This is a genomic window from Curtobacterium sp. MCPF17_011 (genome assembly GCF_003234145.1).
In the GTDB taxonomy this organism is placed as follows: Bacteria; Actinomycetota; Actinomycetes; order Actinomycetales; family Microbacteriaceae; genus Curtobacterium.
The window spans coordinates 132,224-153,837 of the sequence record NZ_QKSK01000009.1 but is presented as its reverse complement, the minus strand read 5'-3'; the positions used below and the strand labels follow the sequence as shown (position 1 = coordinate 153,837).

Sequence of the window (21,614 nt, the reverse complement as noted above, 5' to 3'; positions counted from 1 at the left end):
CCCCGCGGCCACTCGCTAGGGCCGGCCACCCTCCCACTGCGCCACGGCGCCTTCCAAGGTGCGGAGCGAGGCTTCGAGGGCCTGTGCCGTGCGCTCCAGCATGAGCTCTGACTCCGCCGCCCGGCGCGCGAGCGTGAGCCGGTCGATCGCCGCGACGGTCTCGCCGACGGGGTCGGGGATGCCGAGCGCGTTCGTGGTCCGGACCGTCGTCCTGCCCTGTGTCGACGACATCGCCTCGTCGACGGTGACGAGGGCCTGGCTGAGCCGAAGCGCGATGGCCGCGTGGCGCCGCACCTGAGCGGGCAGCGGACGCCGGGTGGGGACGGGGCGGTTGAGCTCGGCGGGGGTAGGGGTGCCGCTCACTTGGCAGTCCCGTCCGCCAGGCCGGTGTGCGCGAGCTTCCGCGCCGGGCGGGGTGAGCCGGTGAAGCTCCAGGCGCCGCATCCGCACGAGCACGGGAGGCAGTAGCCGAGACCGACGAGCGCGGCTGCGGGGCGGTCCTCGGCCGTCGGCGTCGGCGTCGGAAGTGGGTTGACATTCGCGGTCGCCTTCTTCAGGGGAGCCGGGGGACTCGTCCGCTGTGCGACCTTGTCGCCGTGCGTCGCCGCGACGTATTGAGCGATCTTGCTTGATGCGATCTCCGCTCCGTCCTCGGCGACGAGTCGAAGCGCAAGACGCTCCACGTGCGCGCGGCGCTCGTCAGCAGTCACGGCCGCCCACGCCCTCCGTGCCATCGGTGCGATTGCCTCCAGCGGGACGGTGCGGACGGCGGAGCGCGTCGCGAGACTCGGCAGCTCGCGGCGAGCCTGGGGGCTCAGGAGCGCGGCGATCTGAGGGGCGAAGGGGGTGGGCTTGGCAGTCATGCGAGGCGGGTCCTAACCGCCGTCGAGCGCGTATCGCACGCTCGACTATCGAAGAGGAGGAGGAGGAGGGAGGGGCCGCTCCGCTATGCGGCCCCTCCGGCTGTTACGCCTGGCCCGTGTAAACGGTCCGGCGGGTGCCGCTCTCGCGGTACGCGCGGCGGGCGCGGGAGGCGATGCGCTCGGCACGGAGCGTCGCTTCGCGCTCCTCGCGGTCGAGGCGGCGCCCCTCGGCGATGACCTCCGCGGGCGTCATCCCCCGTCGGGTTGCTTCGGCGCGGACACGAGCAGCGGTCGCAGGAGCGAGTTCGTCGACCGACGGCGCGGGGCTGTTGCGGAGGACGTCGTCGACGACGGCTGCGATGACTTCGAGGCTAGGCATGGGGTTCCTCTCAGACCGAAGCGGTCAGGACGCGGACGGCGCCTGCGTTGGGCTTCAGCGTCACGGTCCCGTCCTCGTTGTCGATCGCCAGCGGCATCGCCTGCACGCCGACGAAGGCGCTCAGGAGCGAGGTGTCGACCGCGAGGCTCGGGTCGTAGCTACGGATGTGGCGAAGGGCGAAGCCTTCCGACTTGACCGACGCGGAGTAGGGCGCACCGTCGGGCGATGCCGGGGCGCGGATGACGAGGGCGAACGCCTCGGGGACGAAGGCCACGATCTCGTTGGCGGCGAGACGGGTGGACTCGACGATCTGGAAGCCGCGGACCTTGCCGTCGGCGTCGAACGTGGTTCCGGACGAGCCGATGGGACCGTCGATCAGGTCGGCCATGACGCCGGAGCCGACGGCAGCGATCAGCGTCGCCGTGGTGGGGACTCCGTTGTCGCGGAGCTGGCGGCGAATCTGCGTGAAGACTCGCGCCGGGGCGGCCGGGTCGTAGCTCAGTTCGGTCTCCGGCGTTGCCTTCAGTGTCGCGGCGACGGTGCGCTCGACGTAGTTCACGATCGCGTCGGCCTGCGGGAGGAGAATCTGCTTCGCGAAGTCGCCGATTTCCAGGTCCATGTCTCCCTCGGAGAGCACGACGCTGTCGTAGGCGTGCGTGGTGAGCTTGACGTCGATCGACTGCTCGGAGATCGAGCCGCGGACCAGCGGGGTCGTCGTGTCGTAGATGCCCTTGGTCTGGACAGCGATCGCGCCGGGCACGCGGACCTTCACGGTGTCGCCGGAGCCTGCGCTGAAGTCGGCTTCGAGGTCGCGGTGCAGGAGCGCGGCGAGGCCGAGACCCTTGCCGACGAGGGCGGCGGCAGTCCCGGCGATGTTGTCAGGGGTGAGGAGCTGATTAGGCATGGATTCCTTGCGGTAGGAGGACCGGGCGGCGGGCGCGCGTCCGGGCGCGGGTGTGTGGGTCAGGCGCCGAAGAGGCGTCGGACGTCCGAGGCGATCTCGCGGAGCTCGGCGTCGGCGGTCGACCGCGCGACGGCGTCTCCCCAGACGGCGGCTGCCTCGCGGTCGGCGAGGGCGCGGGTCTGGCGGAGAAGGAGCGACGCCGCGGTGGCGTCGCGCGCGGCGTCGAGGTCACGGTCTGCTCGGAGGCGGGCGACGCGACAGGTCGAGTTGCAGTATCGGGCGGTCGCGTGGCGATTCGGTGCAAGCGGGGCGCCACAGGCGGCGCATGAGCGGTTCACAGTGGCGGCTCCGGTGTTGGTAACGGTCGAGGGGCTGAAGAAAACCCCACCTCGGTGCCTGACAAGGGCGCGGAGGTGGGGCTGTCCAACCACAGAAAGGGCCACCCAGGACGTTCAAGCCTGATGGGGGGTCAGAAGAGAAGGGGGCCAGGGGTATGACCAACAAAGCGTTACCAACGTCGCCGACGGCAGGACCGGCAGCGCGAGGCGAGCGCGTCTGCCTTCTGCGAGTCAGCGCTGAACGCCGAGAGTGGCTTCCGCTCGGCGCACGCGGCACACGTCTTCCCGGCCCGGGCCTGGCGACGGGCGAGGGCCCGAAGGGCGGAGGCCACAACCTCGCCGGAGCCGTCGTCGAACCTCGCCGCCACCCGGCGCACGTGATCCTCGGGGGTTGGCATGTGGGCTCCTTCTGTCGGTGACGGGGACAGAAGAGAAGGGGGCCAGGCGGATTGAGCTGCTCACGCTGAGGGGCGCCGGAGGCGGGGCGGTGACGAAGTGACGGAAGTGGACCCTCCTCCGGTTCTGTTGTAGAGAGAGAACTCACTCCAGAGAGAGAAGGTAAGAGGGGTGCACTTCCGTCACTTCGTCACCCGGCGTGGGTGCTGAAGCGCCTCCGGCGCGCGAGTCGACCCGATGGCGCCGTCACTTCCGGCACCTTCACCACTCCCGACTCGACGAAGTCCCCTCGCTCCCGCGAAGGAGGAGGGGGCTACGGGCGGCGCTCGCCGAAGTCAGTCGGCGAAGAAGTCATTCCATCGGAAGACGACGCGATCGGGGTCGAGGGCACGGCTTCGGCGGTCGGCGCTCGTCGAGCGGAGGACGGCGACGTGATCGAGGGCGAAGAGGAGAAGTCCTCGCCGTCGGTCGAGGTTTTCGTCGCTCTCCCACGCTTCGGCGTTCGTGCGGCCGGTTCGGACGATGCGCGTCGTCACGGTCGCAGAGGCGGCCGAGGCGCGGAGCTCTGTCCGTCGGACCTTCAGCGCGTCGATCCGTCGCATGAGGGCGGCAGGGTCCGCGTCGTCTTCGAGAAGCGCGGAGGTCGCCTCCTGGAGCGCCGAGTCGACGTCCTGGAGGTCCGCAACGTCACCGGTCGTCTCGACCGTGTCCTCCTCTCGCCGTTCGTCGAGCGGCCCGACATTGCGGAGCCATTCAGAGACGACGAGCCGCTCCAGGTTGACCGCGTCCACGCGAGGCGAGCCGGTGCACTCGCCGTGCTCGCGTGGCGTCGAGCACTGATAGATCGGCCTCCCGCCCTGAGACGAGACCCAGAGCTTCCGGTCGCAGTGAGCGCAGAACGCGACACCCGACAGAAGGCGCGCCTTCCGCGGGACGTTCGTGCCGGGGCCGCGCTTCGTCCCGTCGAAGCGGGCGCGAAGATGCTCGACACTGGCCCTGTCGAGGAGCGGCTCCCAGACGGTCGCCGGGAGGCCGTCCTCGTCCCGGACGAGGGCGCCGCGGTGTGTGACCCGGCCGAGGGCGAGGTCTTGCGTCACGAGGTCTTTCACCGTGTGCGCGCGCCAAAGTCCGGCGTCGAGCCCGGCGTCCGGCTTCCCCAGCTTGCGAGCTCGTCGCTTCGGAGAGCGCGAGGTCGGGACGCCGCGGGCCGTGAACTCGATCGCGAGCTTCGTCAGGGACACGTCGGACTCCAGGAGTCGCCGCGCGATCTCGCGGACGACGACGACCTCCTCGGGGTCGTGCACGAGCACCCGACCCACGCCGTCAGGCGCCGGGACCGAGTCGAAGCCGAAGGGGATCGTCGCGCCGCCCGTGTAGCGGTGGGCCACTGTCCGGCGGTGCGCGATCGAGGAGGCAACTCGCTTCGCGGTGTTGTCGGCCTCCGTGCGGGCCACCTCGGAGAGGACGGCGGCGATCAGGCGCCAGGCCGGTTGATCGGAGCGGAGGCCGTCCTGCATCGCAACGAACGTAGCGCCGGGCGTCGCGTCGAGCGTGTCCGCGAGAGCGCCGATCGCGCCGAGGCCCTGACGGGTCCAGCGGTCGAGCTTCCACACGGCGAGCACGTCGGCCTCGCCGTCGCGGAGCATCCGGAGCGCCTCGGCGGCGTTCGCCCGAGCCTTCCGCCCTGAGATACCGTCGTCCGTCAGCGTGTCAACGACGTCCCATCCTTCGCGCTCGGCGAGACCCTGAAGGTCGGCGCGCTGGCGCTCGATCGAGGTCGAGTCCTCGGAGACCGAGGACAGGCGGAGGTACAGGACGGCGCGCTTCATGCGTCGATCTTAGAGCGCACTGTGCACGCTTCGGCACGCCGAACCACCTGTCCGACGACCTCATCTGACGACTGCTGTCGCTGACGGCAGCGCGGGTAGCCGATCGACGCCGGCCTTGGAGCGCTCCGGGGTCGGTGTCGCTACAAGGGGTGCATGTGTGAGTCAGCGCAGTGCCCGGTGTGCGGGAAGTCCACCTGGACCGGGTGTGGCGAGCACGTACGTGAGGTCCTCCGGGGCGTCCGCCGTCGTGACCGCTGCACCGGACACGGCTTGCCGCGGTACCTCTTCGAGGAGAACGGCTTCCGGTAGCGGGCAGCCGGCTGTCCGGTCGCTTCGTCCGATCACCGGGTGGGACGCAGGATGTACTCGAACGTCGTGCGTGCCCGCTCGGGGTCCGGCGTCTCGCCGGAGATCAGGTCCGCGTACGTGAACGACTCCGAGACACGCACGAGCAGCCGTCCGAGTTCCTCGGGGGAGAGCGGTGCCGGGTCGAACGCGCCGGCGTGCTGCTCGGTGGCGATCAGGGAGGCGACGACGGCCACGAACCGCCGCTGGACGTCACTGTCCGTCGTCGTGAGCAGTCGCAGTGCACGAGCGGGCTCCCGGGTCAGGAACGCCCGGAAGTACGGCGCCCGGATCAGGTCCGCGGTGAACCGGCCGAGGACGTCGACGATCCGTGCTGCTCCCGACCCGGCTGCGGCACGACCGGCGGCGTCGAGCGTCGGGACGGCGAGCGACCAGAGGATCTCGGAGAGCAGCTGGTCGCGGTTCCCGACCCAGCGGAACAGCGAGGTGCGGTCGACCCCGAGCGACGACGCGAGCGCCCCCATGTCGATGCGCGCGCCGTCGATGAAGCTGTGGCGCGCGGCACGGAACGCGCGCTGGGAGTCGGGGTGGGCCTCCAGTCGGGCGGCGAGGGCACTCGGGACGAGGGCCGAGCCGAGCGCCCCGAGTGCTTGCCTGCTCACGGTTCTCCCCGAGTCGTCGTACCCGTCTTGCAACGTTTTCGAGAATGATGCATCGTTGGGGTCATGTCAACGACGGCTGCGCAGACGCCCCTGCTGGAATCCGACTTCTACCGGTTCCAGGAGCAGTTGACCGACCAGGAACGCGCCTCCCTCGGGAAGCTCCGCGAGTACCTCGAGCGCGACGTCGCACCCATCGCCGACGACTACTGGGCCCGCGCCGAGTTCCCGAACCAGGTCATCGCACCGCTCGCCGAACTCGGCATGTACGGCCCCGGCGTCCCGCTGGTCCGCCAGTTCGAGAACTCCGCCGTGTACCGCGGCTGGGCCGCACTCGAACTCGGCCGCGTCGACGCCGGCATCGCGACCTTCATCGGGGTGCAGTCCGGCCTGGCCATGAACTCCATCGCGGTTGCGGGCAGTGACGAGCAGCAGCGCGAATGGCTGCCCCGGATGGCGTCGGGCGAGATCGTCGGTGCCTTCGGCCTGACGGAGCCACTCTCCGGCAGCGACTCCGCCCGCGGCCTGCGGACCACGGCTCGTCGCGAGGGCGACACCTGGGTGCTCAACGGCGCGAAGCGGTGGATCGGCAACGCCACGTTCGCCGACGTCGTCGTGATCTGGGCGAAGGACGTCGCCGACGGTCAGGTGAAGGGCTTCCTCGTGACCTCGGACACCCCGGGGTTCACCGCGACGAAGATCGAGGACAAGATCGCCCTCCGCTCGGTGCAGAACGCCGACATCACACTCGAGGACGTCCGCGTTCCCGAAGCCCGCCGGCTGCAGCACGCCGACTCGTTCCGGTCCACCGCTGCGGTGCTCCGCCTGACCCGCACCGAGGTGGCATGGCAGGCCGTCGGCATCTCCGTCGGTGCCTACGAGGCGGCGCTGCGCTACGCCCGCGAGCGTGTGCAGTTCGGCAAGCCGATCGCCTCGCACCAGCTCATCCAGGACCTGCTCGTGAAGTCCCTCGCCAACATCACCGCGTCGATCGCCCTCTGCGCGCAGGCGTCGGCCCTGCAGGACCAGGGCCTGGGCGGCGACGAACACTCGGCGATGGCGAAGGCGTTCGCGACCGCTCGGATGCGCGAGACGGTCGGTTGGTGCCGTGAAGTGCAGGGCGGCAACGGCATCGTCCTCGAGAAGGGCGTCGCCCGGTTCTTCGCCGACGCCGAAGCGATCTACTCGTACGAGGGCACGCGGGAGGTCAACACGCTCATCGTCGGTCGTGCCGTGACGGGCCAGGCCGCGTTCGTCTGACCCGTCACCGCCTCACGCCCAGAACGACGCGACCCGCTCCGCCACCTGCTCCGCCTGGGCCCGCCCGGCCTCCGCGGAGGGTCGCTGCGTCGACAGCGCCAACGAGTTGGTCCCGAAGGCCCGCTGCGACGCCTCGTCGGCGACCAGGACCTCCACCTGCGACCCGGCGTCGCGGAGGGCTGCGACGGACCGGTCGAGCCACGGTCCGAGCGGCGACGGCCCCTCCGGGCTGCACGCGATCACCAGGACCCGCTCGTACCCGGCGGCCACGTCGGCGTTCGTCGCCGACCGCACCCCACCGTCGACGTACGGGTGCCCGTCGATGCGCACGGGTGACCAGACGATCGGCACCGAGCAGCTCGCGGCGACGGCACGCTCCAGCGGCACGCCGTCCTCGGCGCGGAACACCCGGAAGGACCCGTCCACCGCGTCGACCGTGGTCACCGCGTAGGGCTTCTCCGGCCACTCGGCACCGGGCAGCGTCTGCCGGAAGGTGGCCACGCGCTCGTCGTCGCTCTGGCCGGTGGTGACCTCCTGCGCCGCAGCACCGACCCGCGCACGGGCGTCCTGCTCGGATGTGGCGCCCTGCATCGCGGCGGCGAACCGCTGCTCGACGGCGGTCACGTCCACGGCCGCCGGCTCCTCGTACGTCGTCGGCAGGGGGCTCGACTGCTGCTCGTAGGCCGTCTGCACCGCGCCGGCGCGGAGGAACGTCCCCACGACACTCCCCGCACTCGTCCCGACCACCAGGTCCGCGGCGCCGAGATCGACCCCGGCGTCCTCCAGCGCGGACAGGACGCCGAGCTCCCAGGCGATGCCGGCGACCCCACCGCCTCCGAGGACGATGGCGCGTGTTCCGGGCGTGGGCGTGGGCTGTGCAACATCGGTCATGCGTCCTGCATACCAAGTCCGGCGATGAACGCGCACCACGTCCGCTCGGCGGACCCGACCACGACCCGGACGGGAGGCACGGATCGCCCCCGCCCCGCGCCTCCCGTCCGTCGGTGGTCGGCCCTACCGTGCTCGTGCGGGACAGGGGAACGGACGGCGCGGGCGCGCCGGTGACGTGGTGCTGCCGATCGTGGCGGCGGCGTTGCCGACGGCGGTGTTCCAGGTGCCCAACCTCGTCGGCGTCCCGGTCGAGCGGGTGTGGCTCGTCGTGTCGGCGCTGGCGGTGTTCGTCGCCGTCGTCGTCTGGCAGGTGCTCCGGGCGCGTCGCGGCGCGCGTGCACGGGCCTCGGCGGAGGACACGGGTGCTGCGGCGCTCGCAGCGTACGAGGTGGCGGTGCAGTACGGGTTCGGGCAAATCGCGACCCGGTTGACCCGGTTCGCGACGCACGACCCGGTGACCCGGCGCATCGAACTCGGCGGGTTCGCCGACCGGGCCGCGGCCGCATTGGCGTTCTACCTGCTGCCGCACGTGCCCGACGTCCGGGCGAACGTGTACCTGCTGTCGACGGCGCTCGACGCCCTCGAACCGATCGGGCACGGCGGAGCGGGCGACACCGCGGGTACCTTCCGCGCCGGCACCCCCTACGGCGACCGGAACCTGGAGTGGGTGCTGCAGGGTGGTCCGCCGCGGGTCGTCCCGGACCGGGAGTCCGACGTCGACGCCGAGGACGACGACCCCGAGTTCGCACCCCGCTGGCGGTCCTACGTGGCGGTCGTCGTCCGGTCCGAGGACTACTCGTTCGGCATGCTCACGGTCGACAGCCCCGCGCCGGGTGCGTTCACCGACCTCGACGTGCGGAACGTCGCCGTGATCGCGGAGTACGTGGCGACGGCCTGTGTCCTGGCCTTCCCGCCGGTGCCCGAGGCGGGAGCCGAGCCGCTGTCGGGCCCTCGACGTACCCTGACGCCATGACGACGTTCAGTCCGTCCGGCGCGGCCCGGTTCGGCCGCGCGCGGGTGGCGCCCCCGCAGTCGGCCGGCAGCGACGACCAGGACTACGACGACCCGCGCGTCGTCGCGGCGAACCTGCAGCGGGCGACGGCCGCGGCGCGTGCGCGACTGGCGCGGGCGACCAGCGGGCGCTGGCGGGACTGACCTCGCCCGCACCGGGCGCGAACCGGATGGGCACAACCCAAACCGGTCCGAACCACGCACGTCCGTGGTTCGAACCGGTCTCCGTCGTGCGGCGCCGAAGCGCACCAGGTGCCGAGGTGCGACCGCGCAGTGGCAGCGCGGCGCCGCGCTACTCCGCCTGCACGTCGACCAGCACCTTGCCCACCGTGTCGCCCTGCACCGCGTCGTGCGCCGCCGCAGTCTCCTCGAGCGGGAAGCGCACGAGCGGCAGCCCCACGTCCTCACCCACCGGCAGGACCCCGTCGCGGAGTGCCGCGGTGACGTCCTCGGCCCCGGCAGCCAGGGCAGCCTCGCCGATCGTGTAGACCAGCAGGAACTGGTAGCGGGCGTTGATGCCCATGTTCGGCCGGACCTGGATCGACGCTGCGTCGCCGCCGTTGTCGGCGTACATCGCGACGAGCCCGTGGTTCGCCAGGACGGCCGCGTCGAGTTCGGCGTTCGCCGGGATGGCCACCTCGACGACGATGTCGACGCCGTCCGGGGCGATCGAACGGATGCGGTCGGCGGCCCCGTCCTCCCGGTAGTTCACGGTGTGGTGCGCGCCGGCCGCCGTGGCGAGGCCGGCCTTGGCGTCGGAGCTGACCGTGGCGATGACGGTCGCCCCGGCCCACCGTGCGAGCTGGATGGCGGCGTGGCCGACGGCTCCCGCACCGCCGGCGACGAGCACGGTCCGGCCGGAGAGCGCGCCTGGTGACAGTCGGGAGGGGCCGTCCTCGTGCAGGGTGAGCGCTCGGTGTGCCGTCATCGCCGGGATGCCGAGTGAGGCGCCGACGTCGAACGAGACGCCGTCGGGCAGCGGTGCGACGCGTGTGGCGGGCAGCACCGTGTACTCCTGTGCCGTCCCGGTGGGACGGGAGGCGGCGGCCAGGAACACCCAGACGCGGTCGCCGACGGAGACTCCTTCGACGCCGGTTCCGACCGCGTCGACGATGCCCGCGCCGTCCTGGTTCGGGGTGATCTCGGGGAACGGCAGGCCGTCGCCGTAGGTGCCGCCCTGCCGCGCCTTCCAGTCGGTGGGGTTCACCCCGGAGACGACCACGCGGACGCGGACCTCACCGTCGCCGGGCTCGGGGACCGGTCGGTCGGCGAGGGAGAGGACGGAGGACGTGCCGGGCTGGGAGTAGACGATCGATCGCATGCCTCCACGCAACCACCGGCGGGCCGACGCGATTCCAGGAGCGAGGTGGTCAGGCCCGCGCGTCGTACCCCGAGCGCGCTTCGGTGACGCCGTCCATGTGGTCGATCGCCCACTGTTCGAGCGGCACGAGCACCGTGCGGAGGGAACGCCCGGTGTCGGTCAGTTCGTACTCCACGTGCGGCGGGATCTCGGGGAACACCGTCCGGGTCACCAGGCCGTCCCGTTCGAGGGCGCGGAGGGTCTGCGTGAGCATCTTCTGCGAGACGCCCTGCACCCGGGTGGCGATGGCGGAGTACCGACGCGGGCCGTCGGCCAGGGCGCCGATCGTCAGGACGCTCCACCGGTCCCCGATCCGGTCCAGCAGCTGTCGAGAGGGGCAGTCCGCCGCGTAGGGGCTGTACTCGAGCGCACTCATGGTGACCTTCCGTGGGGCACGGTGCACGACGCGCCCGGGCAGGGCACGCACCGCGAGGTGCCTACTTACTGAAAGAGAGTAACACCCGTACAGTGAGTGGCACGGCGCGTCACCGCGTCGGCACCATCACCACGAAGGAGCTCGTATGTCCACCATCGTCGTCTTCGGAGGCACCGGCTACGCCGGCTCCGCCATCGTCCGCGAAGCCCTCTCCCGCGGCCACGAGGTCGTCGCCGTCGCGCGCGACACCTCCAAGCTCGATGCCGCCGAGCACCTCACCCTCGCCCAGGGTGACGCGTTCGACGCCGCCTTCGTGTCCGACGTGACGAAGGGCGCGGACGTCCTCATCGTCTCCCTGCACGCGGTCCAGTCCGACGGCAGCGAGCTCAAGGACGAGTTCCAGCACTTCGTCGACGCCGCAGAGGCCGCTGGCGCACGACTCGGCATCGTCGGCGGTGCTGGCTCGATGCTCGTCGCCGAGGGCGGCCCGGCCCTGTACGACACCCCGGACTTCCCGGACGCGTTCACGGGCGAGGCGAAGAGCCACGGCCAGATCCTCGAGGCCCTGCGCGCCGGCGACACCTCGGTCGACTGGTTCTACGTCAGCCCCGCCGCGGCCTTCGGCGGCCACAACCCCGGCGAGCGTCGGGGCGCGTACCGCACGTCGGACGACGTGCTCCTCACCGACGCCGAGGGCAACTCGGACATCTCCGGCGCCGACTACGCGATCGCGGTCGTCGACGAGATCGAGCAGCCGAAGCACCACCAGGCGCGGTTCGGCGTCGCCTACTGAGCCGACCGGCTCTGGCGGCCCCGCGGGCTCTGCGGAACACCGGTGTTCGTCGGTCACGCCGCGCGGAAGCGCGATGCGACGGACGAACACCGGTGTTCGGCGTTGACGACCCGACGGACGGGAGGCGCGTCACCGGTTCCCGACGATGGCCGGCAGCGGCAGGTGGTGGCGCATCCGCACCTCGAGGTGCAGCCCGCCACGCCGCGCCAGGACGAGTGCGATGACGGCCGCCGCCGCGGCCGGCACGCCGCCGGCGACCATCATCCCGACGTGTGCGCCGAAGTGGTCGACGACCTGGCCCATCAGCGGGCCGCCGATCGCCTGGCCGCCGAGCAGCACGAGGACGTAGAGCGACATCACGCGCCCGCGGATCGCGACGTTCGAGGACAGCTGGACCAGCGAGTTCGACGCCGTCTGGAAGAGCAGCTGCGACAGGCCGACGACGACGAGCAGCACGGTGAACGGTGCGATGGTCGGCGTCGACCCGGCGACGACGAGCAGCACCCCGGTCCAGAACACCCCGCCGACGATCGTGCGGAGCCGCACCACGGCGCGCCGGGTGGAGAGGACGGCGCCGGTCAGCGCACCGACCGCGACGGCGGAGTTGAACAGGCCGTAGCCGCCGGCGCCGACGTCGTAGACCTTCGACGCGAAGGCGGAGAGCAGCACCGGCATCGTCAACGCGAACACCGAGAAGAAGGCCACCAGGATCACCGGCACGATGATCGTCGGCTTCGCGGCGGCGTAGCGGAGCCCCTCGACGAGCTGCCCCTTCGACCGCGGAGCCGACGGGGTGCGGTGCAGTTCGGACACGCGGAGGAACCCGAGCGTCACGACCACCGCGACGCATGCCACCGCGTTGATGCCGAACGACCACCCGGCTCCCACGGCGACGAGCAGGATCCCGGACAGCGCCGGGCCGATCATGCCGCCGAGCTGGAACACCGACGAGTTGACGCTGATGGCGTTCCGCAGGTGCTGGTGTCCGACGATCTCGGTGACGAACACCTGGCGCGCCGGGTTGTCGATGACCGTGACCATGCCGACCAGGAACGCGATCACCCAGATGTGCCACGCCTGCACCACCCCGGCCAGGGTCAGGACCGCGAGCAGCAGGGACAGCACCGCGAACGCGCCCTGCGTGATCATCATCAGCGCGCGCTTCGAGTAGCGGTCGACGAACACCCCGCCGAGGAGCCCGAACAGCAGCATCGGCGCGAACTGGCACGCGACCGTGATGCCCACCTGCGCGACCGACCCGGTGAGCTGCAGCACGAGCCAGTCCTGGGCGATGCGCTGCATCCACCCGGCGGTCATCGCGACGAGGTTCGTGGCGGTGAACAGCCGGAAGTTCGGAACGGACAGGGCGATGAAGGACCGGCGCCACGGTGGGCGGACGGTGCTGATCGGGAGCGGCTCGGTGGGTGGGTGGATGGTCGTCGATGACGATCGCACGGTGCGGGGGACTCCGGCTGTCGAGGGTGGGAACGGTACCCAGACGAAACTAATCGATGGCGTTCCATTCGATCCTCCTATGATCGGCATCACTCCATTGCGATGTCGAATGAGGAGCCTCCTGTGCTCGACCCTGTCCTGCTCCAGACCTTCCTGGCCGTCGCCGAGACCGGCAGCTTCACGCAGGCCGGCGTGCAGCTCGGCGTGAGCCAGCCGACGGTGTCCCAGCACGTGCGCCGACTCGAGTCCACCGTGGGGCGGACGCTCGTCGCCCGGGACACCCGCGGCGTCCGCCTGACCGACAACGGGGACGCGATGGCCGGGTTCGCCCGCACGATCCTCGCGGCGCACGCCACCGCCGACGCCTACTTCTCCGGCGTCGCCGCCCGTGGCCGCCTCCGTTTCGGTGCGGCCGACGACCTGGCGATCACGCAGCTGCCGCGCATCCTCCGCGACTTCCGGAAGCTGCATCCCCAGGTGGACCTCGAGCTGACGGTGAACCAGTCGGCACCGCTGCTCCGGCGGGTGCACGCCGGCCAGCTCGACCTCGTGTTCATCAAGCGGACCGCGGGGGAGTCCGCTGAGGGCACCCGCGTCGCCTCGGACCAGATGGTCTGGATGGCGCAGGACGGCATTTCACTCGAAACCGACGACCCGGTCCCGCTGATCGCCTACCAGGCGCCGAGCATCAGTCGGCAGATGGCGATCGACGCGCTCGAGGCGGCGGGCCGCACCTGGCGGATCACCTGCAACACCCGCGACGTGAACGGGGTCCTGGCAGCCGTCCGTGCCGGGATCGGCGTCGCGGTGTTCCCGCACTCGTTGATCCCCGCCGACCTGGTGAAGGTGTCGCAGCGGCTGTCGTTGCCCGACCTGCCGGCGGTCGACTACGTCCTCATCGCCAACCCGACCGTCCAGCGCGAGCCGATCGAGGCCCTGACCAACGCGATCCTCTCGCGCGGGGTCGTCCGCGCTGTCTGACGAACGGCCGAGGTCAGGGCGCGATCGCCGGGACGGTCCCGGTGCCGGTGATGTCCGGTAGCGGTGCGCCGAGCGCCGAGGCCACAGCCCACAGCAGCACGAGGGTGCCGACCGTGCCGAGCACCGCGCCCAGCAGGGCGACCGGCCGCTGCCACGTGGTCAGCGGGTTCCGCATCGTCACGACGGAGACCAGGACCGCGAGCAGGCCGAGGACCAGACCGACGGCGTGCACGGTCGCCGGAGCGGTAAACCACCACGCCGCGAGCCCGATCGTCCCGAGGCCGGCCACGGCGCCGAGGACGGCACCCGCGGTCGGTCCGAGAGACAGTCCGGCACGTGCCATGGCCGGCTGGGCGACGGACGGGAGGCTCGCCGCACCCTCCGGCGTGGCCGTCGCGACGGTCCCGACCTCGGCGGGCGCGGGGAGCGGGACCGCGGTCGAGCGACGCTTCGGCGGCTCCTCGACGGTCCGGCGGGGGTGGAAGGGCCGGCGACCGGTGGTGCCGCGCCCGCGAGCGTTCCGGTGTTCCCGGGCCGGAGTCGGCTCGACGGGCGGAGCGGTGTCGTCGGGAGCGGGGTCCTCAGCGCTGCTGACCGCGGCCTGGGCCTCGGTCGGGGTGACCGACGGCAGGACCGGGCCGAGCGGCGGGACGGCCGCCGCACCGACGACCGCAGACGGGCCGCCGAGGACGGCCGTGGTCGGTGCCGGAGCGCCGATGAGGGCGTCGAACGTCGGGGGAGCCGTCGCGGCGGGCGGGACGACCCGGGCCTGCTGTCGTGCGAAGCGTGCGGGGGTGCGGTACCCGATCGGGCCGACGGGCTCGGGTTCTCCGCCCTCGACGACGACGTGCTCGAGGCCGGGCACCGAGAACCGCGGTTGGCCCGCTGCGGGCACGACGGGGACCGTCGGCGCTGGCGGCGTGGTCGGCGCCGACGCGGACCAGGCAGTGGTGTCGGCGTGCGGGCCCGGCGCACCGAGCGTGGCGAGGTCGACCCCAGCGGACGGCGAGAGCGCCTCGGGGGCGGCGAGCGTGCCCACCTGCGGCGTGTACCAGTTGGCGGGATCACGGGGTGGGTCGGCGACGACGGGACCGAGCGGCGGGTGCTGGACCTCCGGGGCGACGGGGGGAGCACCGGCGGGCCGGCTCCCGCCGGCGTGGGTCCCGGCGACGGGAGGCACGGGCAACGCCATCCCCGCGGCCGCAGCGGCGTCGCGGCGTCCGGAGGAGGCGCGCTGGCCGGCACCGTGGCGGCCGACGGCCGGGCTGCCCGCGGCGGCGGTGGTGACGGTCACACCACTGCCGCCGACGCCGACCGCGGACGCGCCGAGAACGGGTGCGCCGGAGAGTGGAGCGAAGGGGATCGTGTCGACGTTCGGGGACGTCGGGGCCGGCGGCAACAGCTCCTGCGCCGGCGGGTAGTCGGGGGCGACCGCGTTCGGGTCCAGGACCGGCGGGGCGGTGGTGTGGTGCGCCTCCAGGTCGACGGCGGGGACTGTGCCGGCGGGGACTGCGCTGGCGGCGGGGAATGTGCCGGCGGGGACTGCGCTGGCGGCGGGGACTGTGCCGGCGGGGACCGTGCCGATCCCGGGGACCGCGCCAGCGCTCGCCGGGGCCGGCGCGGCTTCCGCAGGACGGGCGTCCTCCGGCGGAGCGGTGACCCATGCGGGTACCGCCCGGCGGGGTCGCTCGGACTCGGGCATGCGATGAGACGCCACGGCCGCTGTTCCTCTCCCTGGATTGATCCATCGTCTGTTCTACTCGGGAGGAACAGCGGCCGAGAGCCCCAGTCAGAGGGGGTCGAGCGCGCGGTGCGTCGACGTCACATGTCGCGGTAGCGCTTCGCGCTCGCGAGTGCCTCGCGGAGCTCGTCGGCGTTCATGCGCGGGCCGTAGCCCGGGGTGTCGCGCTGGATGCGCCATCCCTCGGCGAGCGGGCCGGCGTCGACGGTGTCGAAGCCGAACTCGTCGATCAGGTCGGCGACGGTGTGCTTGGCGGCGTCGTCGTCACCAGCGATGACGAGGGCGCGACGGTCCGGTGTGCCGGCGGGGGTGGCGTGCTCGGTGAGGTGGTCCGCGCCGATGTGGTTGAAGGCCTTGACGACGCGCGCACCGACGAGGTGGTCCTGCAGCATCTCGGCCGTGGTGGTGGTCTCCTCGTCGAGTGCCGCGATCTGGCCGTCGCGCTGCGGGTAGTAGTTGTCCGTGTCGATGACGACCTTGCCGACGAGCGGGGCGACGGGGATCGTCTCGATCGCGCCGAGCGGCACGGTGACGACGACGACCTCGCCCCGGGTGGCGGCGTCCTCGCGGGTGCCGGCGGTGGCGTGCTCGCCGAGCTCGCTGACGAGGTCGGTCAGAGTCTCCGGCCCGCGCGAGTTCGCGATCACGACCTGGTGGCCGTGCTGCACGGCCAGGCGTGCGAGCTGGGATCCGATGTTGCCTGCTCCGATGATTCCGATGGTGGTCATGCTCCGTGCAACACGGTGACCCGGTGGTCATTCCGTCGGTGTGCTCCGCCGCGCGTGTCCGGCGTTCCCCGGAGTGCGGTGACACCGGACCCTGAGCGGCGGTGCAGGATGGCGGCATGACACACGAGTTCCGGAACGAGGCCGACCGAGACCGGTACGCCATGTACGTCGACGGGACCCTCGTGAGCGTGCTGGACTACCGCGTCAACGGTGACGCGATCGCCTTCCCGCACACGTACACGGTGCCCGCGCACCGCGGTCACGGGTACGCGGGTGAGCTCGTGGAGCACGCCGTGTCCGACGTCGAGACGACGTCGACGAAGCGCATCGTCCCGATGTGCTGGTTCGTCAGCCAGTGGTTCGACGAGCACCCCGACAAGAACGACCTCCTCAGCCGCGGCGTCGCGGACTGACCCCACCGAGAGACCCGCCATGCCCCGCATCGTCCCCTTCCTCTGGTTCGACGACCAGGCCCAGCACGCCACCGAGTACTACACGGAGCTGTTCCCCGACTCGCGCATCGACGGGATCGGGCGCGCGCCGGACGGGTCCGTGCTCGTGGTCGAGTTCACCCTGATGGGGCAGCCGTACCGGGCGATGAACGGCGGCCCCGGGCACCCGTTCACCGACGCGCTCTCGCTGCAGGTCGACGTGGACACGCAGGAGGAGCTCGACCGCATCTGGGACGCCCTGATCGCCGAGGGCGGGCACCCGGTCGCATGCGGCTGGTTGGTCGACCGCTGGGGCTTGTCGTGGCAGGTCACCCCGTCCATGATGGGCGAGTTGATGGCGGCCGGCGGCGACCACACGGCTGCCGGCCGGGTGTACGAGGCGATGCGGGGCATGGTCAAGCTCGACATCGCCGCACTCCGGGCCGCGGGCGCTCCGGCCTGAGCCCCGACCATGGGCAGGTGGTGCGACGACGATCACATGTCCCCTCTTCGGTGGACCCCCGGTTATCGTTGGTCGACACCGTCGGCGGAGGGACCCGCGTCAGCGATGCGGGGACCGTCGCGCAGCACCGCGCCCTGACCAGGGGCGACCGACCTCCGGCCGACGCCGGACGACAGACTGGAACACCATGGCCGACCCGAGGGGCCCCGGGATCCGCGAAGCGGACATCGGACGGGCGTACACCGAGCTCTCCCGCATCACCCGCCGCGCGAGCGTCCGTGCGCGCGGCACCAACGACGTGCTCAGCATCGTGGACCAGTCGCTCGTCGACTTCGTCGTGCAGCACCCGGGGTGCATGGCGATCGACATCGCCCGCTACCTGCGCCTGAACCGGTCGACGATCTCCCGGCAGCTGTCGGGTCTGCTCGTCGCGGGCCTCGTCCGCACGGTCGACGGCGGTTCCGGCAACGCCAAGCCGCTCGAGGCGACCGACGCCGGCCGCCTCGCGCTCGCCCGGTCCGTGCAACTGCACCGGGACGCCCTGGTCGAACGCCTGGCCGACTGGTCCGACGACGACGTTGCCCTGCTCGCGGGCATGCTCGAACGACTCGGCGCCGCGGACGAGGTCGCTCTGCCGATGCCGGCCCGCGCACCCGACGAGTGACGGCGACGCCGTGAGCACCTCGCTCGTCCTGCTGTCCGACACCCACCTGCCCAAGCGGGCGAAGGACCTCCCGCCCGAGCTCTGGGCGGACATCGACGCCGCCGACCTGGTCGTGCACGCCGGTGACTGGGTGGACCTGGCGACCGTCGACCTGCTCGAGACCCGAGCCCGCGAGCTGCTGGCGGTCCGTGGCAACAACGACCTCGGCTTCGAGGAGCGCCTGCCCCTGGTCGCCGCCCGCCGCGTCGAGTCGTTGCGGTTCGCGGTCGTGCACGAGACCGGGGCGGCGACCGGTCGCGAGCGTCGAGCCCAGACGGACCACCCGGACGTCGACGTGCTGGTGTTCGGGCACTCGCACATCCCGTGGGACTCCACCGCGCCGAACGGGATGCGCCTGCTCAACCCCGGCTCACCGACGGACCGCCGCCGGCAGCCCGACCACACCTGGATGCGCTGCGAGGTCGACGGATCGGACCTCCGGGTCACCCTGGTCCGCCGCGCCCCCGGCGCGGACGGCATCCGACTGGTCGCCTCGCCGGGAGGGTCCTGACCCGGCCGCTCGACCACTCGACCGGGAGGCCCGCCCCACCTCCGTCAGACCGACTCGCCCGGCTGTTCTGGCCGGCCCGGCTGTCCTGGCTGGCCCAGCTGTTCCGGCATCCGGAAGAACGCGAGCTCCTGCGCCACCGACTGCCGGAAGGCGCGCGCCATCCGCCCGCGCAGCGCGGGGTCGGCCCGCCCGGCGAGCTCCTCGACGAGCTCCGTGGCCCGCGCGCTCGACGCCGCGAACCCGGGGTCCCCGTAGGCCGTGATCCAGTCCGCGAACGGGTGCCCGACCGGCGCCGTGCCGAGCCGTTCCCCGACCCACGCGTAGACCCGGAAGCACGGGAGCACCGCCGCAGCGAGCACCGCGACGTCCCCGGAGTCGGCGCTCTGCCGTGCCGCGTCGGCGAGGTGCGCGAGGTACCCGGCGCACACGGGGTGCACGGGGTCGTCGGCGTGGGACCCGGCGAGCCGTCGGTGGTGCAGGTCGCGGGCCTCCGCAGCGCAGCCCTCGCTGGCGGTCGTCCAGAACACGGCGGCGTCCCCGGTCGACCCGGCGGCGACCGCGGCGAGGTGCTGCTCGTACGCCCGGAGGTAGTGCACGTCCTGCGCCAGGTAGCCGGCGAAGACCTCGGGGTCGAGGGTGCCGTCGGCCAGGCCCCGGAGGAACCGGCAGTCCAGCGTCTCGTCGAGCACCTCGGCCGCATCGGTCCACCAGGCCTCGGTCAGCCGGGGTGTCGGGAGTGCCGAGCGCACGAGAGCGTTGTGGTCGATCGGTCCGTGGCCCTGTCCGACCCGCAGGGCATCGGCGCCGCGGAGGGCCGCGGTCAGCCAGGTCTTGGCCGCCCCGACCGCCAGCTCCCAGTCGCCGTGCCGGGCGACGAGCGTGGCGACCGCACTCGACAGCGAGCACCCGGTGCCGTGGGTGTTCGTCGTCGCGACCCGCGGCCCGCGGAAGACCCGGACGCTGCCGTCGGGGGAGACCAGTGCGTCGTCCGAGGACGGACCGTCGTCGTGACCGCCCTTCGCGAGCACCCGGACGTCCCACCGTCGGGCGACGGCGCGAGCGGCCTCGATCCCCTCGGTCGTCCGGGCATCGGCGAGCTGGGCGAGGACCCGGAGCTCGTCCCGGTTCGGGGTGACCAGGTCGGCCAGGGCGAACAGCTCGGTCATGGCCGACTCCGCATCCGCGTCGAGCAGGCGGTCGCCGCTCGTCGCCACCATCACCGGGTCGACGACCACCCACGCCGGTCGGTGCTCGCGGAGCCAGTCGACGACGACCCGCACCACCGCGGCCGTGCCGAGCATGCCGGTCTTCACCGCGTCCACGGTGACGTCGTCCGACACCGCGTCGAGCTGCTGCCGGAGGAACGCGGCGTCGGGGACGAGCACCGACCGGACCCCGAGCGTGTTCTGCGCGACCAGGGCCGTGACGACCGCCATGCCGTACCCGTCCTGGGCCGCGATCGACTTGAGGTCCGCCTGCACCCCGGCACCGCCCGTCGGATCGGTGCCGGCGATGCTCAGCACCCGCGGCAGCGGGGACACCGCTCTGCGCGTCTGACCGCTCACCGTGCCGCTCCGTCCCATGCGGCCACGAACGCCGCAGCGGCAGCGCCCGGATCGGGTGCCGCGCAGATCCCCGACACGACGGCGACCCCCGCAGCGCCGGCCTGCCGGAGCGGCCCCACGTCGTCCAGCGTCACCCCGCCGATGCCCACGCACGGCACCGTCGTCATGGCCGCGAGCCGCCCGAACCCGGCGACCCCGAGCGCCGGCGGGTGGTCCGGCTTCGTGCTCGTCGGGTGCACCACGCCGACCCCGAGCAGGTCCACCGAACCCGTGGGCATCGTCGCGACCTCCACCAGGTGCCGTGTCGTGTTCGCCGTCAAACCGACGTGGGCATCCGGGCCGAGCAGCGCACGAGCGGCGCTCGCCGGGACGTCCGACTGGCCGAGGTGCACGCCGGCGACCCGGTGCCCGGCATGCCGAGCGGCCAGGGCGACGTCGAGCCGGTCGTCCACGACCACCAGGGCCCGGTCGCCCACGGCGTCGGCCACCGCGGTCGTCAGCGCCAGGAGGTCCCGCGCCGACGCGGTCTTGTCACGCACCTGCACGATCCGGAGTCCCGCGCCCACCGCTGCCCGGACCACGCCGAGCACCCCGTGCCCGTGCCGAGCAGCCAGGGCGCTGTCGGTCACCAGGTAGACCCCGAATCCGTCCCTGCCGGGCATCAGGCGGCACCGCCGACGGAGTCACCGGGGACCGCAGCCGACGTGTCGGCGGTGATCCGGGCCTCCCGGACGACGTCCTCCGGCGTCAGTGCGGCGAGTCGGTCGAGGAACAGCGGCTGGAAGGTACCGGGGCCGCCGGCCTCCCGCGCCGCCAGCTCGGCCGCGATCGTGTGCACCGCCGTCGCCGCGACGGCCGCGTCGAGCGGACGTCCCGGAGCCACCGCGGCGAACGCCGCGACGACCGCGCCGAGGGCGCACCCACCGCCGGTGATCCGGGTGAGGAGTTCCGTCCCGTTCGCCACGCGCACCAGCCCCGTCGGCGCCACCAGCAGGTCGACCGGCCCGGACACCGCGACGGCCCCGACCGTCTCGTCCCGGACGGCGGTCAGCGCAGCGTCGCGGGCGTCCTCCGTCCCGACGATGCTGTCGACCCCGCGACCGCCGGCCGACACGCCGAGGACCGCGAGCACCTCCGACGCGTTCCCCCGGAGGACCGTCGGCCGGAGCGCGAGCAGGTCCCGCGCCAGGGCGGTCCGAACCGGCAACGACCCGACGGCCACCGGGTCGAGGACCCACGGCGTCCCCGCGACCACCGCGGCGGCGGCGGCCTCGATCGACGCGGTCAGCGGTTCGGCGTGCGGGGTACCGGTGTTGACGAGCAGCCCGTCCGCGACGCCGGCGAACGGCCCCGCCTCGGTCGGCACGTCGACCATCGCGGCCGACGCCCCCAGCGCGAGCAGCACGTTCGCGGTGACGTTCTGCACCACCGTGTTCGTGATGCACTGCACCAGCGGCGCCCGCGTGCGGACGGCCTCCAGCAGTTCGGCGGTGCGGTGGGCCCAGTCAGTCGTGGGCGCAGCGTTCTCCATGGACGATCCCTTCGCGAGTACGAGCTCGAGCAGGTTCGACGGGTGTGATCTCAGCCGCTCGGATGCGGCACCCCGTGTCTCGGACGACACCGTACACGCATCCCCGCCGTCGTCCCGGGTCACCCGACGGACGTTTGTGG

General features: G+C 72.5%; 25 protein-coding genes and 1 riboswitch. Of the genes, 9 read left to right on the top strand and 16 right to left on the bottom strand.

Annotation, left to right across the window (positions count from 1 at the left end):
* Window positions 1-15 precede the first annotated feature (15 nt).
* The 7 genes from DEJ25_RS12745 to DEJ25_RS12710 form a co-directional block, all read right to left on the bottom strand.
* Complete coding sequence (locus DEJ25_RS12745; RefSeq protein WP_146240685.1) at window positions 16-363, bottom strand: hypothetical protein; 348 nt, start codon at window positions 361-363, stop codon at window positions 16-18.
* Entirely contained in the window at window positions 360-863 is a 504-nt protein-coding gene (locus DEJ25_RS12740) for a hypothetical protein (protein ID WP_111044898.1), read from the bottom strand. Before DEJ25_RS12740 ends, DEJ25_RS12745 begins: the two co-directional genes overlap by 4 nt.
* A 103-nt stretch (window positions 864-966) precedes the next feature.
* Complete coding sequence (locus tag DEJ25_RS12735; protein ID WP_111044897.1) at window positions 967-1,242, bottom strand: hypothetical protein; 276 nt, start codon at window positions 1,240-1,242, stop codon at window positions 967-969.
* Between the two features lie 10 nt (window positions 1,243-1,252).
* A complete protein-coding gene (locus DEJ25_RS12730; protein ID WP_111044896.1) occupies window positions 1,253-2,146 on the bottom strand; it encodes a P22 phage major capsid protein family protein in 894 nt (297 codons plus the stop codon).
* 59 nt (window positions 2,147-2,205) lie between these two features.
* Window positions 2,206-2,484 carry a hypothetical protein gene (locus DEJ25_RS12725; protein ID WP_111044895.1) on the bottom strand — a complete coding sequence of 93 codons (279 nt, stop codon included), beginning with the start codon at window positions 2,482-2,484 and terminating at the stop codon, window positions 2,206-2,208.
* Between the two features lie 731 nt (window positions 2,485-3,215).
* Window positions 3,216-4,709 carry a recombinase family protein gene (locus tag DEJ25_RS12715; RefSeq protein WP_111044893.1) on the bottom strand — a complete coding sequence of 498 codons (1,494 nt, stop codon included), beginning with the start codon at window positions 4,707-4,709 and terminating at the stop codon, window positions 3,216-3,218.
* 341 nt (window positions 4,710-5,050) lie between these two features.
* On the bottom strand, window positions 5,051-5,677 hold the full coding sequence (locus DEJ25_RS12710) for a QsdR family transcriptional regulator (RefSeq protein ID WP_181427434.1): 627 nt from the start codon (window positions 5,675-5,677) through the stop codon (window positions 5,051-5,053).
* 63 nt (window positions 5,678-5,740) lie between these two features.
* On the opposite strand from DEJ25_RS12710, the gene DEJ25_RS12705 reads away from it, so the two are divergent.
* The gene (locus DEJ25_RS12705; protein WP_111044892.1) at window positions 5,741-6,934 is read left to right on the top strand and encodes an acyl-CoA dehydrogenase family protein; all 1,194 of its coding nucleotides are present in this window, start codon (window positions 5,741-5,743) and stop codon (window positions 6,932-6,934) included.
* A 12-nt stretch (window positions 6,935-6,946) separates the two neighbouring features.
* On the opposite strand, the gene DEJ25_RS12700 is transcribed toward DEJ25_RS12705, so the two are convergent.
* Window positions 6,947-7,825, bottom strand: a complete 879-nt coding sequence (locus DEJ25_RS12700) for a patatin-like phospholipase family protein (RefSeq protein ID WP_111044891.1) — start codon at window positions 7,823-7,825, stop codon at window positions 6,947-6,949.
* A 178-nt stretch (window positions 7,826-8,003) separates the two neighbouring features.
* On the opposite strand from DEJ25_RS12700, the gene DEJ25_RS12695 reads away from it, so the two are divergent.
* Together DEJ25_RS12695 and DEJ25_RS12690 are read left to right on the top strand one after the other, a co-directional pair.
* Window positions 8,004-8,798: a GAF domain-containing protein gene (locus DEJ25_RS12695; RefSeq protein ID WP_146240684.1), complete on the top strand. Its 795-nt coding sequence runs from the start codon at window positions 8,004-8,006 to the stop codon at window positions 8,796-8,798.
* Window positions 8,795-8,980: a hypothetical protein gene (locus DEJ25_RS12690; protein ID WP_111044889.1), complete on the top strand. Its 186-nt coding sequence runs from the start codon at window positions 8,795-8,797 to the stop codon at window positions 8,978-8,980. Before DEJ25_RS12695 ends, DEJ25_RS12690 begins: the two co-directional genes overlap by 4 nt.
* A 148-nt stretch (window positions 8,981-9,128) precedes the next feature.
* Here the strand turns inward: DEJ25_RS12690 and DEJ25_RS12685 are convergent, their stop codons facing one another.
* Together DEJ25_RS12685 and DEJ25_RS12680 are read right to left on the bottom strand one after the other, a co-directional pair.
* On the bottom strand, window positions 9,129-10,157 hold the full coding sequence (locus DEJ25_RS12685; protein WP_111044888.1) for an NADPH:quinone reductase: 1,029 nt from the start codon (window positions 10,155-10,157) through the stop codon (window positions 9,129-9,131).
* A 49-nt stretch (window positions 10,158-10,206) separates the two neighbouring features.
* The gene (locus DEJ25_RS12680; RefSeq protein ID WP_110903057.1) at window positions 10,207-10,572 is read right to left on the bottom strand and encodes a helix-turn-helix domain-containing protein; all 366 of its coding nucleotides are present in this window, start codon (window positions 10,570-10,572) and stop codon (window positions 10,207-10,209) included.
* A gap of 145 nt (window positions 10,573-10,717) precedes the next feature.
* Between DEJ25_RS12680 and DEJ25_RS12675 the strand changes: the two genes are divergently transcribed.
* Window positions 10,718-11,365 (top strand): NAD(P)-dependent oxidoreductase, encoded by a 648-nt coding sequence (locus DEJ25_RS12675; RefSeq protein WP_111044887.1) that lies wholly within the window; start codon window positions 10,718-10,720, stop codon window positions 11,363-11,365.
* 129 nt (window positions 11,366-11,494) lie between these two features.
* On the opposite strand, the gene DEJ25_RS12670 is transcribed toward DEJ25_RS12675, so the two are convergent.
* The gene (locus DEJ25_RS12670; RefSeq protein WP_111044886.1) at window positions 11,495-12,820 is read right to left on the bottom strand and encodes an MFS transporter; all 1,326 of its coding nucleotides are present in this window, start codon (window positions 12,818-12,820) and stop codon (window positions 11,495-11,497) included.
* A 123-nt stretch (window positions 12,821-12,943) separates the two neighbouring features.
* Between DEJ25_RS12670 and DEJ25_RS12665 the strand changes: the two genes are divergently transcribed.
* Complete coding sequence (locus tag DEJ25_RS12665; protein WP_110903060.1) at window positions 12,944-13,801, top strand: LysR substrate-binding domain-containing protein; 858 nt, start codon at window positions 12,944-12,946, stop codon at window positions 13,799-13,801.
* A 13-nt stretch (window positions 13,802-13,814) separates the two neighbouring features.
* Here DEJ25_RS12665 and DEJ25_RS12660 read toward each other — a convergent pair whose 3' ends face one another.
* Both DEJ25_RS12660 and DEJ25_RS12655 read right to left on the bottom strand, forming a co-directional pair.
* Entirely contained in the window at window positions 13,815-15,518 is a 1,704-nt protein-coding gene (locus DEJ25_RS12660; protein ID WP_146236688.1) for a hypothetical protein, read from the bottom strand.
* A gap of 104 nt (window positions 15,519-15,622) precedes the next feature.
* Window positions 15,623-16,270: an NADPH-dependent F420 reductase gene (locus DEJ25_RS12655; RefSeq protein WP_110903062.1), complete on the bottom strand. Its 648-nt coding sequence runs from the start codon at window positions 16,268-16,270 to the stop codon at window positions 15,623-15,625.
* A 116-nt stretch (window positions 16,271-16,386) separates the two neighbouring features.
* Here DEJ25_RS12655 and DEJ25_RS12650 point away from each other — a divergent pair, with 116 nt between their 5' ends.
* The 4 genes from DEJ25_RS12650 (at window position 16,387) to DEJ25_RS12635 (ending at window position 18,378) form a co-directional block, all read left to right on the top strand.
* Entirely contained in the window at window positions 16,387-16,683 is a 297-nt protein-coding gene (locus DEJ25_RS12650) for a GNAT family N-acetyltransferase (protein ID WP_110903063.1), read from the top strand.
* Between the two features lie 19 nt (window positions 16,684-16,702).
* Window positions 16,703-17,164, top strand: a complete 462-nt coding sequence (locus tag DEJ25_RS12645) for a VOC family protein (RefSeq protein WP_110903064.1) — start codon at window positions 16,703-16,705, stop codon at window positions 17,162-17,164.
* Window positions 17,165-17,351: 187 nt separating this feature from the next.
* Complete coding sequence (locus DEJ25_RS12640) at window positions 17,352-17,828, top strand: MarR family winged helix-turn-helix transcriptional regulator (RefSeq protein ID WP_111044885.1); 477 nt, start codon at window positions 17,352-17,354, stop codon at window positions 17,826-17,828.
* 10 nt (window positions 17,829-17,838) lie between these two features.
* Entirely contained in the window at window positions 17,839-18,378 is a 540-nt protein-coding gene (locus DEJ25_RS12635; protein WP_110903066.1) for a metallophosphoesterase, read from the top strand.
* A gap of 44 nt (window positions 18,379-18,422) precedes the next feature.
* Here DEJ25_RS12635 and thiD read toward each other — a convergent pair whose 3' ends face one another.
* The 3 genes from thiD to thiM form a co-directional block, all read right to left on the bottom strand.
* Complete coding sequence (gene thiD / locus DEJ25_RS12630) at window positions 18,423-19,943, bottom strand: bifunctional hydroxymethylpyrimidine kinase/phosphomethylpyrimidine kinase (RefSeq protein ID WP_258366496.1); 1,521 nt, start codon at window positions 19,941-19,943, stop codon at window positions 18,423-18,425.
* Window positions 19,940-20,605, bottom strand: a complete 666-nt coding sequence (thiE, locus tag DEJ25_RS12625) for a thiamine phosphate synthase (protein WP_111044883.1) — start codon at window positions 20,603-20,605, stop codon at window positions 19,940-19,942. The genes thiD and thiE overlap by 4 nt, the downstream gene beginning before the upstream one ends.
* Complete coding sequence (thiM, locus tag DEJ25_RS12620; RefSeq protein WP_111044882.1) at window positions 20,605-21,474, bottom strand: hydroxyethylthiazole kinase; 870 nt, start codon at window positions 21,472-21,474, stop codon at window positions 20,605-20,607. Before thiM ends, thiE begins: the two co-directional genes overlap by 1 nt.
* Window positions 21,463-21,559, bottom strand: a riboswitch (TPP riboswitch). It overlaps the preceding gene by 12 nt.
* Window positions 21,560-21,614: the final 55 nt, after the last annotated feature.

Bases quoted from the DNA above. Each gene is read 5' to 3' on its own strand.
- DEJ25_RS12740 (WP_111044898.1), bottom strand. From the start codon at position 863: ATGACTGCCAAGCCCACCCCCTTCGCCCCTCAGATCGCCGCGCTCCTG.
- DEJ25_RS12735 (WP_111044897.1), bottom strand. From the start codon at position 1,242: ATGCCTAGCCTCGAAGTCATCGCAGCCGTCGTCGACGACGTCCTCCGC.
- DEJ25_RS12730 (WP_111044896.1), bottom strand. From the start codon at position 2,146: ATGCCTAATCAGCTCCTCACCCCTGACAACATCGCCGGGACTGCCGCC.
- DEJ25_RS12715 (WP_111044893.1), bottom strand. From the start codon at position 4,709: ATGAAGCGCGCCGTCCTGTACCTCCGCCTGTCCTCGGTCTCCGAGGAC.
- DEJ25_RS12705 (WP_111044892.1), top strand. From the start codon at position 5,741: ATGTCAACGACGGCTGCGCAGACGCCCCTGCTGGAATCCGACTTCTAC.
- DEJ25_RS12700 (WP_111044891.1), bottom strand. From the start codon at position 7,825: ATGACCGATGTTGCACAGCCCACGCCCACGCCCGGAACACGCGCCATC.
- DEJ25_RS12690 (WP_111044889.1), top strand. From the start codon at position 8,795: ATGACGACGTTCAGTCCGTCCGGCGCGGCCCGGTTCGGCCGCGCGCGG.
- DEJ25_RS12685 (WP_111044888.1), bottom strand. From the start codon at position 10,157: ATGCGATCGATCGTCTACTCCCAGCCCGGCACGTCCTCCGTCCTCTCC.
- DEJ25_RS12680 (WP_110903057.1), bottom strand. From the start codon at position 10,572: ATGAGTGCGCTCGAGTACAGCCCCTACGCGGCGGACTGCCCCTCTCGA.
- DEJ25_RS12675 (WP_111044887.1), top strand. From the start codon at position 10,718: ATGTCCACCATCGTCGTCTTCGGAGGCACCGGCTACGCCGGCTCCGCC.
- DEJ25_RS12655 (WP_110903062.1), bottom strand. From the start codon at position 16,270: ATGACCACCATCGGAATCATCGGAGCAGGCAACATCGGATCCCAGCTC.
- DEJ25_RS12650 (WP_110903063.1), top strand. From the start codon at position 16,387: ATGACACACGAGTTCCGGAACGAGGCCGACCGAGACCGGTACGCCATG.
- DEJ25_RS12645 (WP_110903064.1), top strand. From the start codon at position 16,703: ATGCCCCGCATCGTCCCCTTCCTCTGGTTCGACGACCAGGCCCAGCAC.
- DEJ25_RS12640 (WP_111044885.1), top strand. From the start codon at position 17,352: ATGGCCGACCCGAGGGGCCCCGGGATCCGCGAAGCGGACATCGGACGG.
- thiE (WP_111044883.1), bottom strand. From the start codon at position 20,605: ATGCCCGGCAGGGACGGATTCGGGGTCTACCTGGTGACCGACAGCGCC.
- thiM (WP_111044882.1), bottom strand. From the start codon at position 21,474: ATGGAGAACGCTGCGCCCACGACTGACTGGGCCCACCGCACCGCCGAA.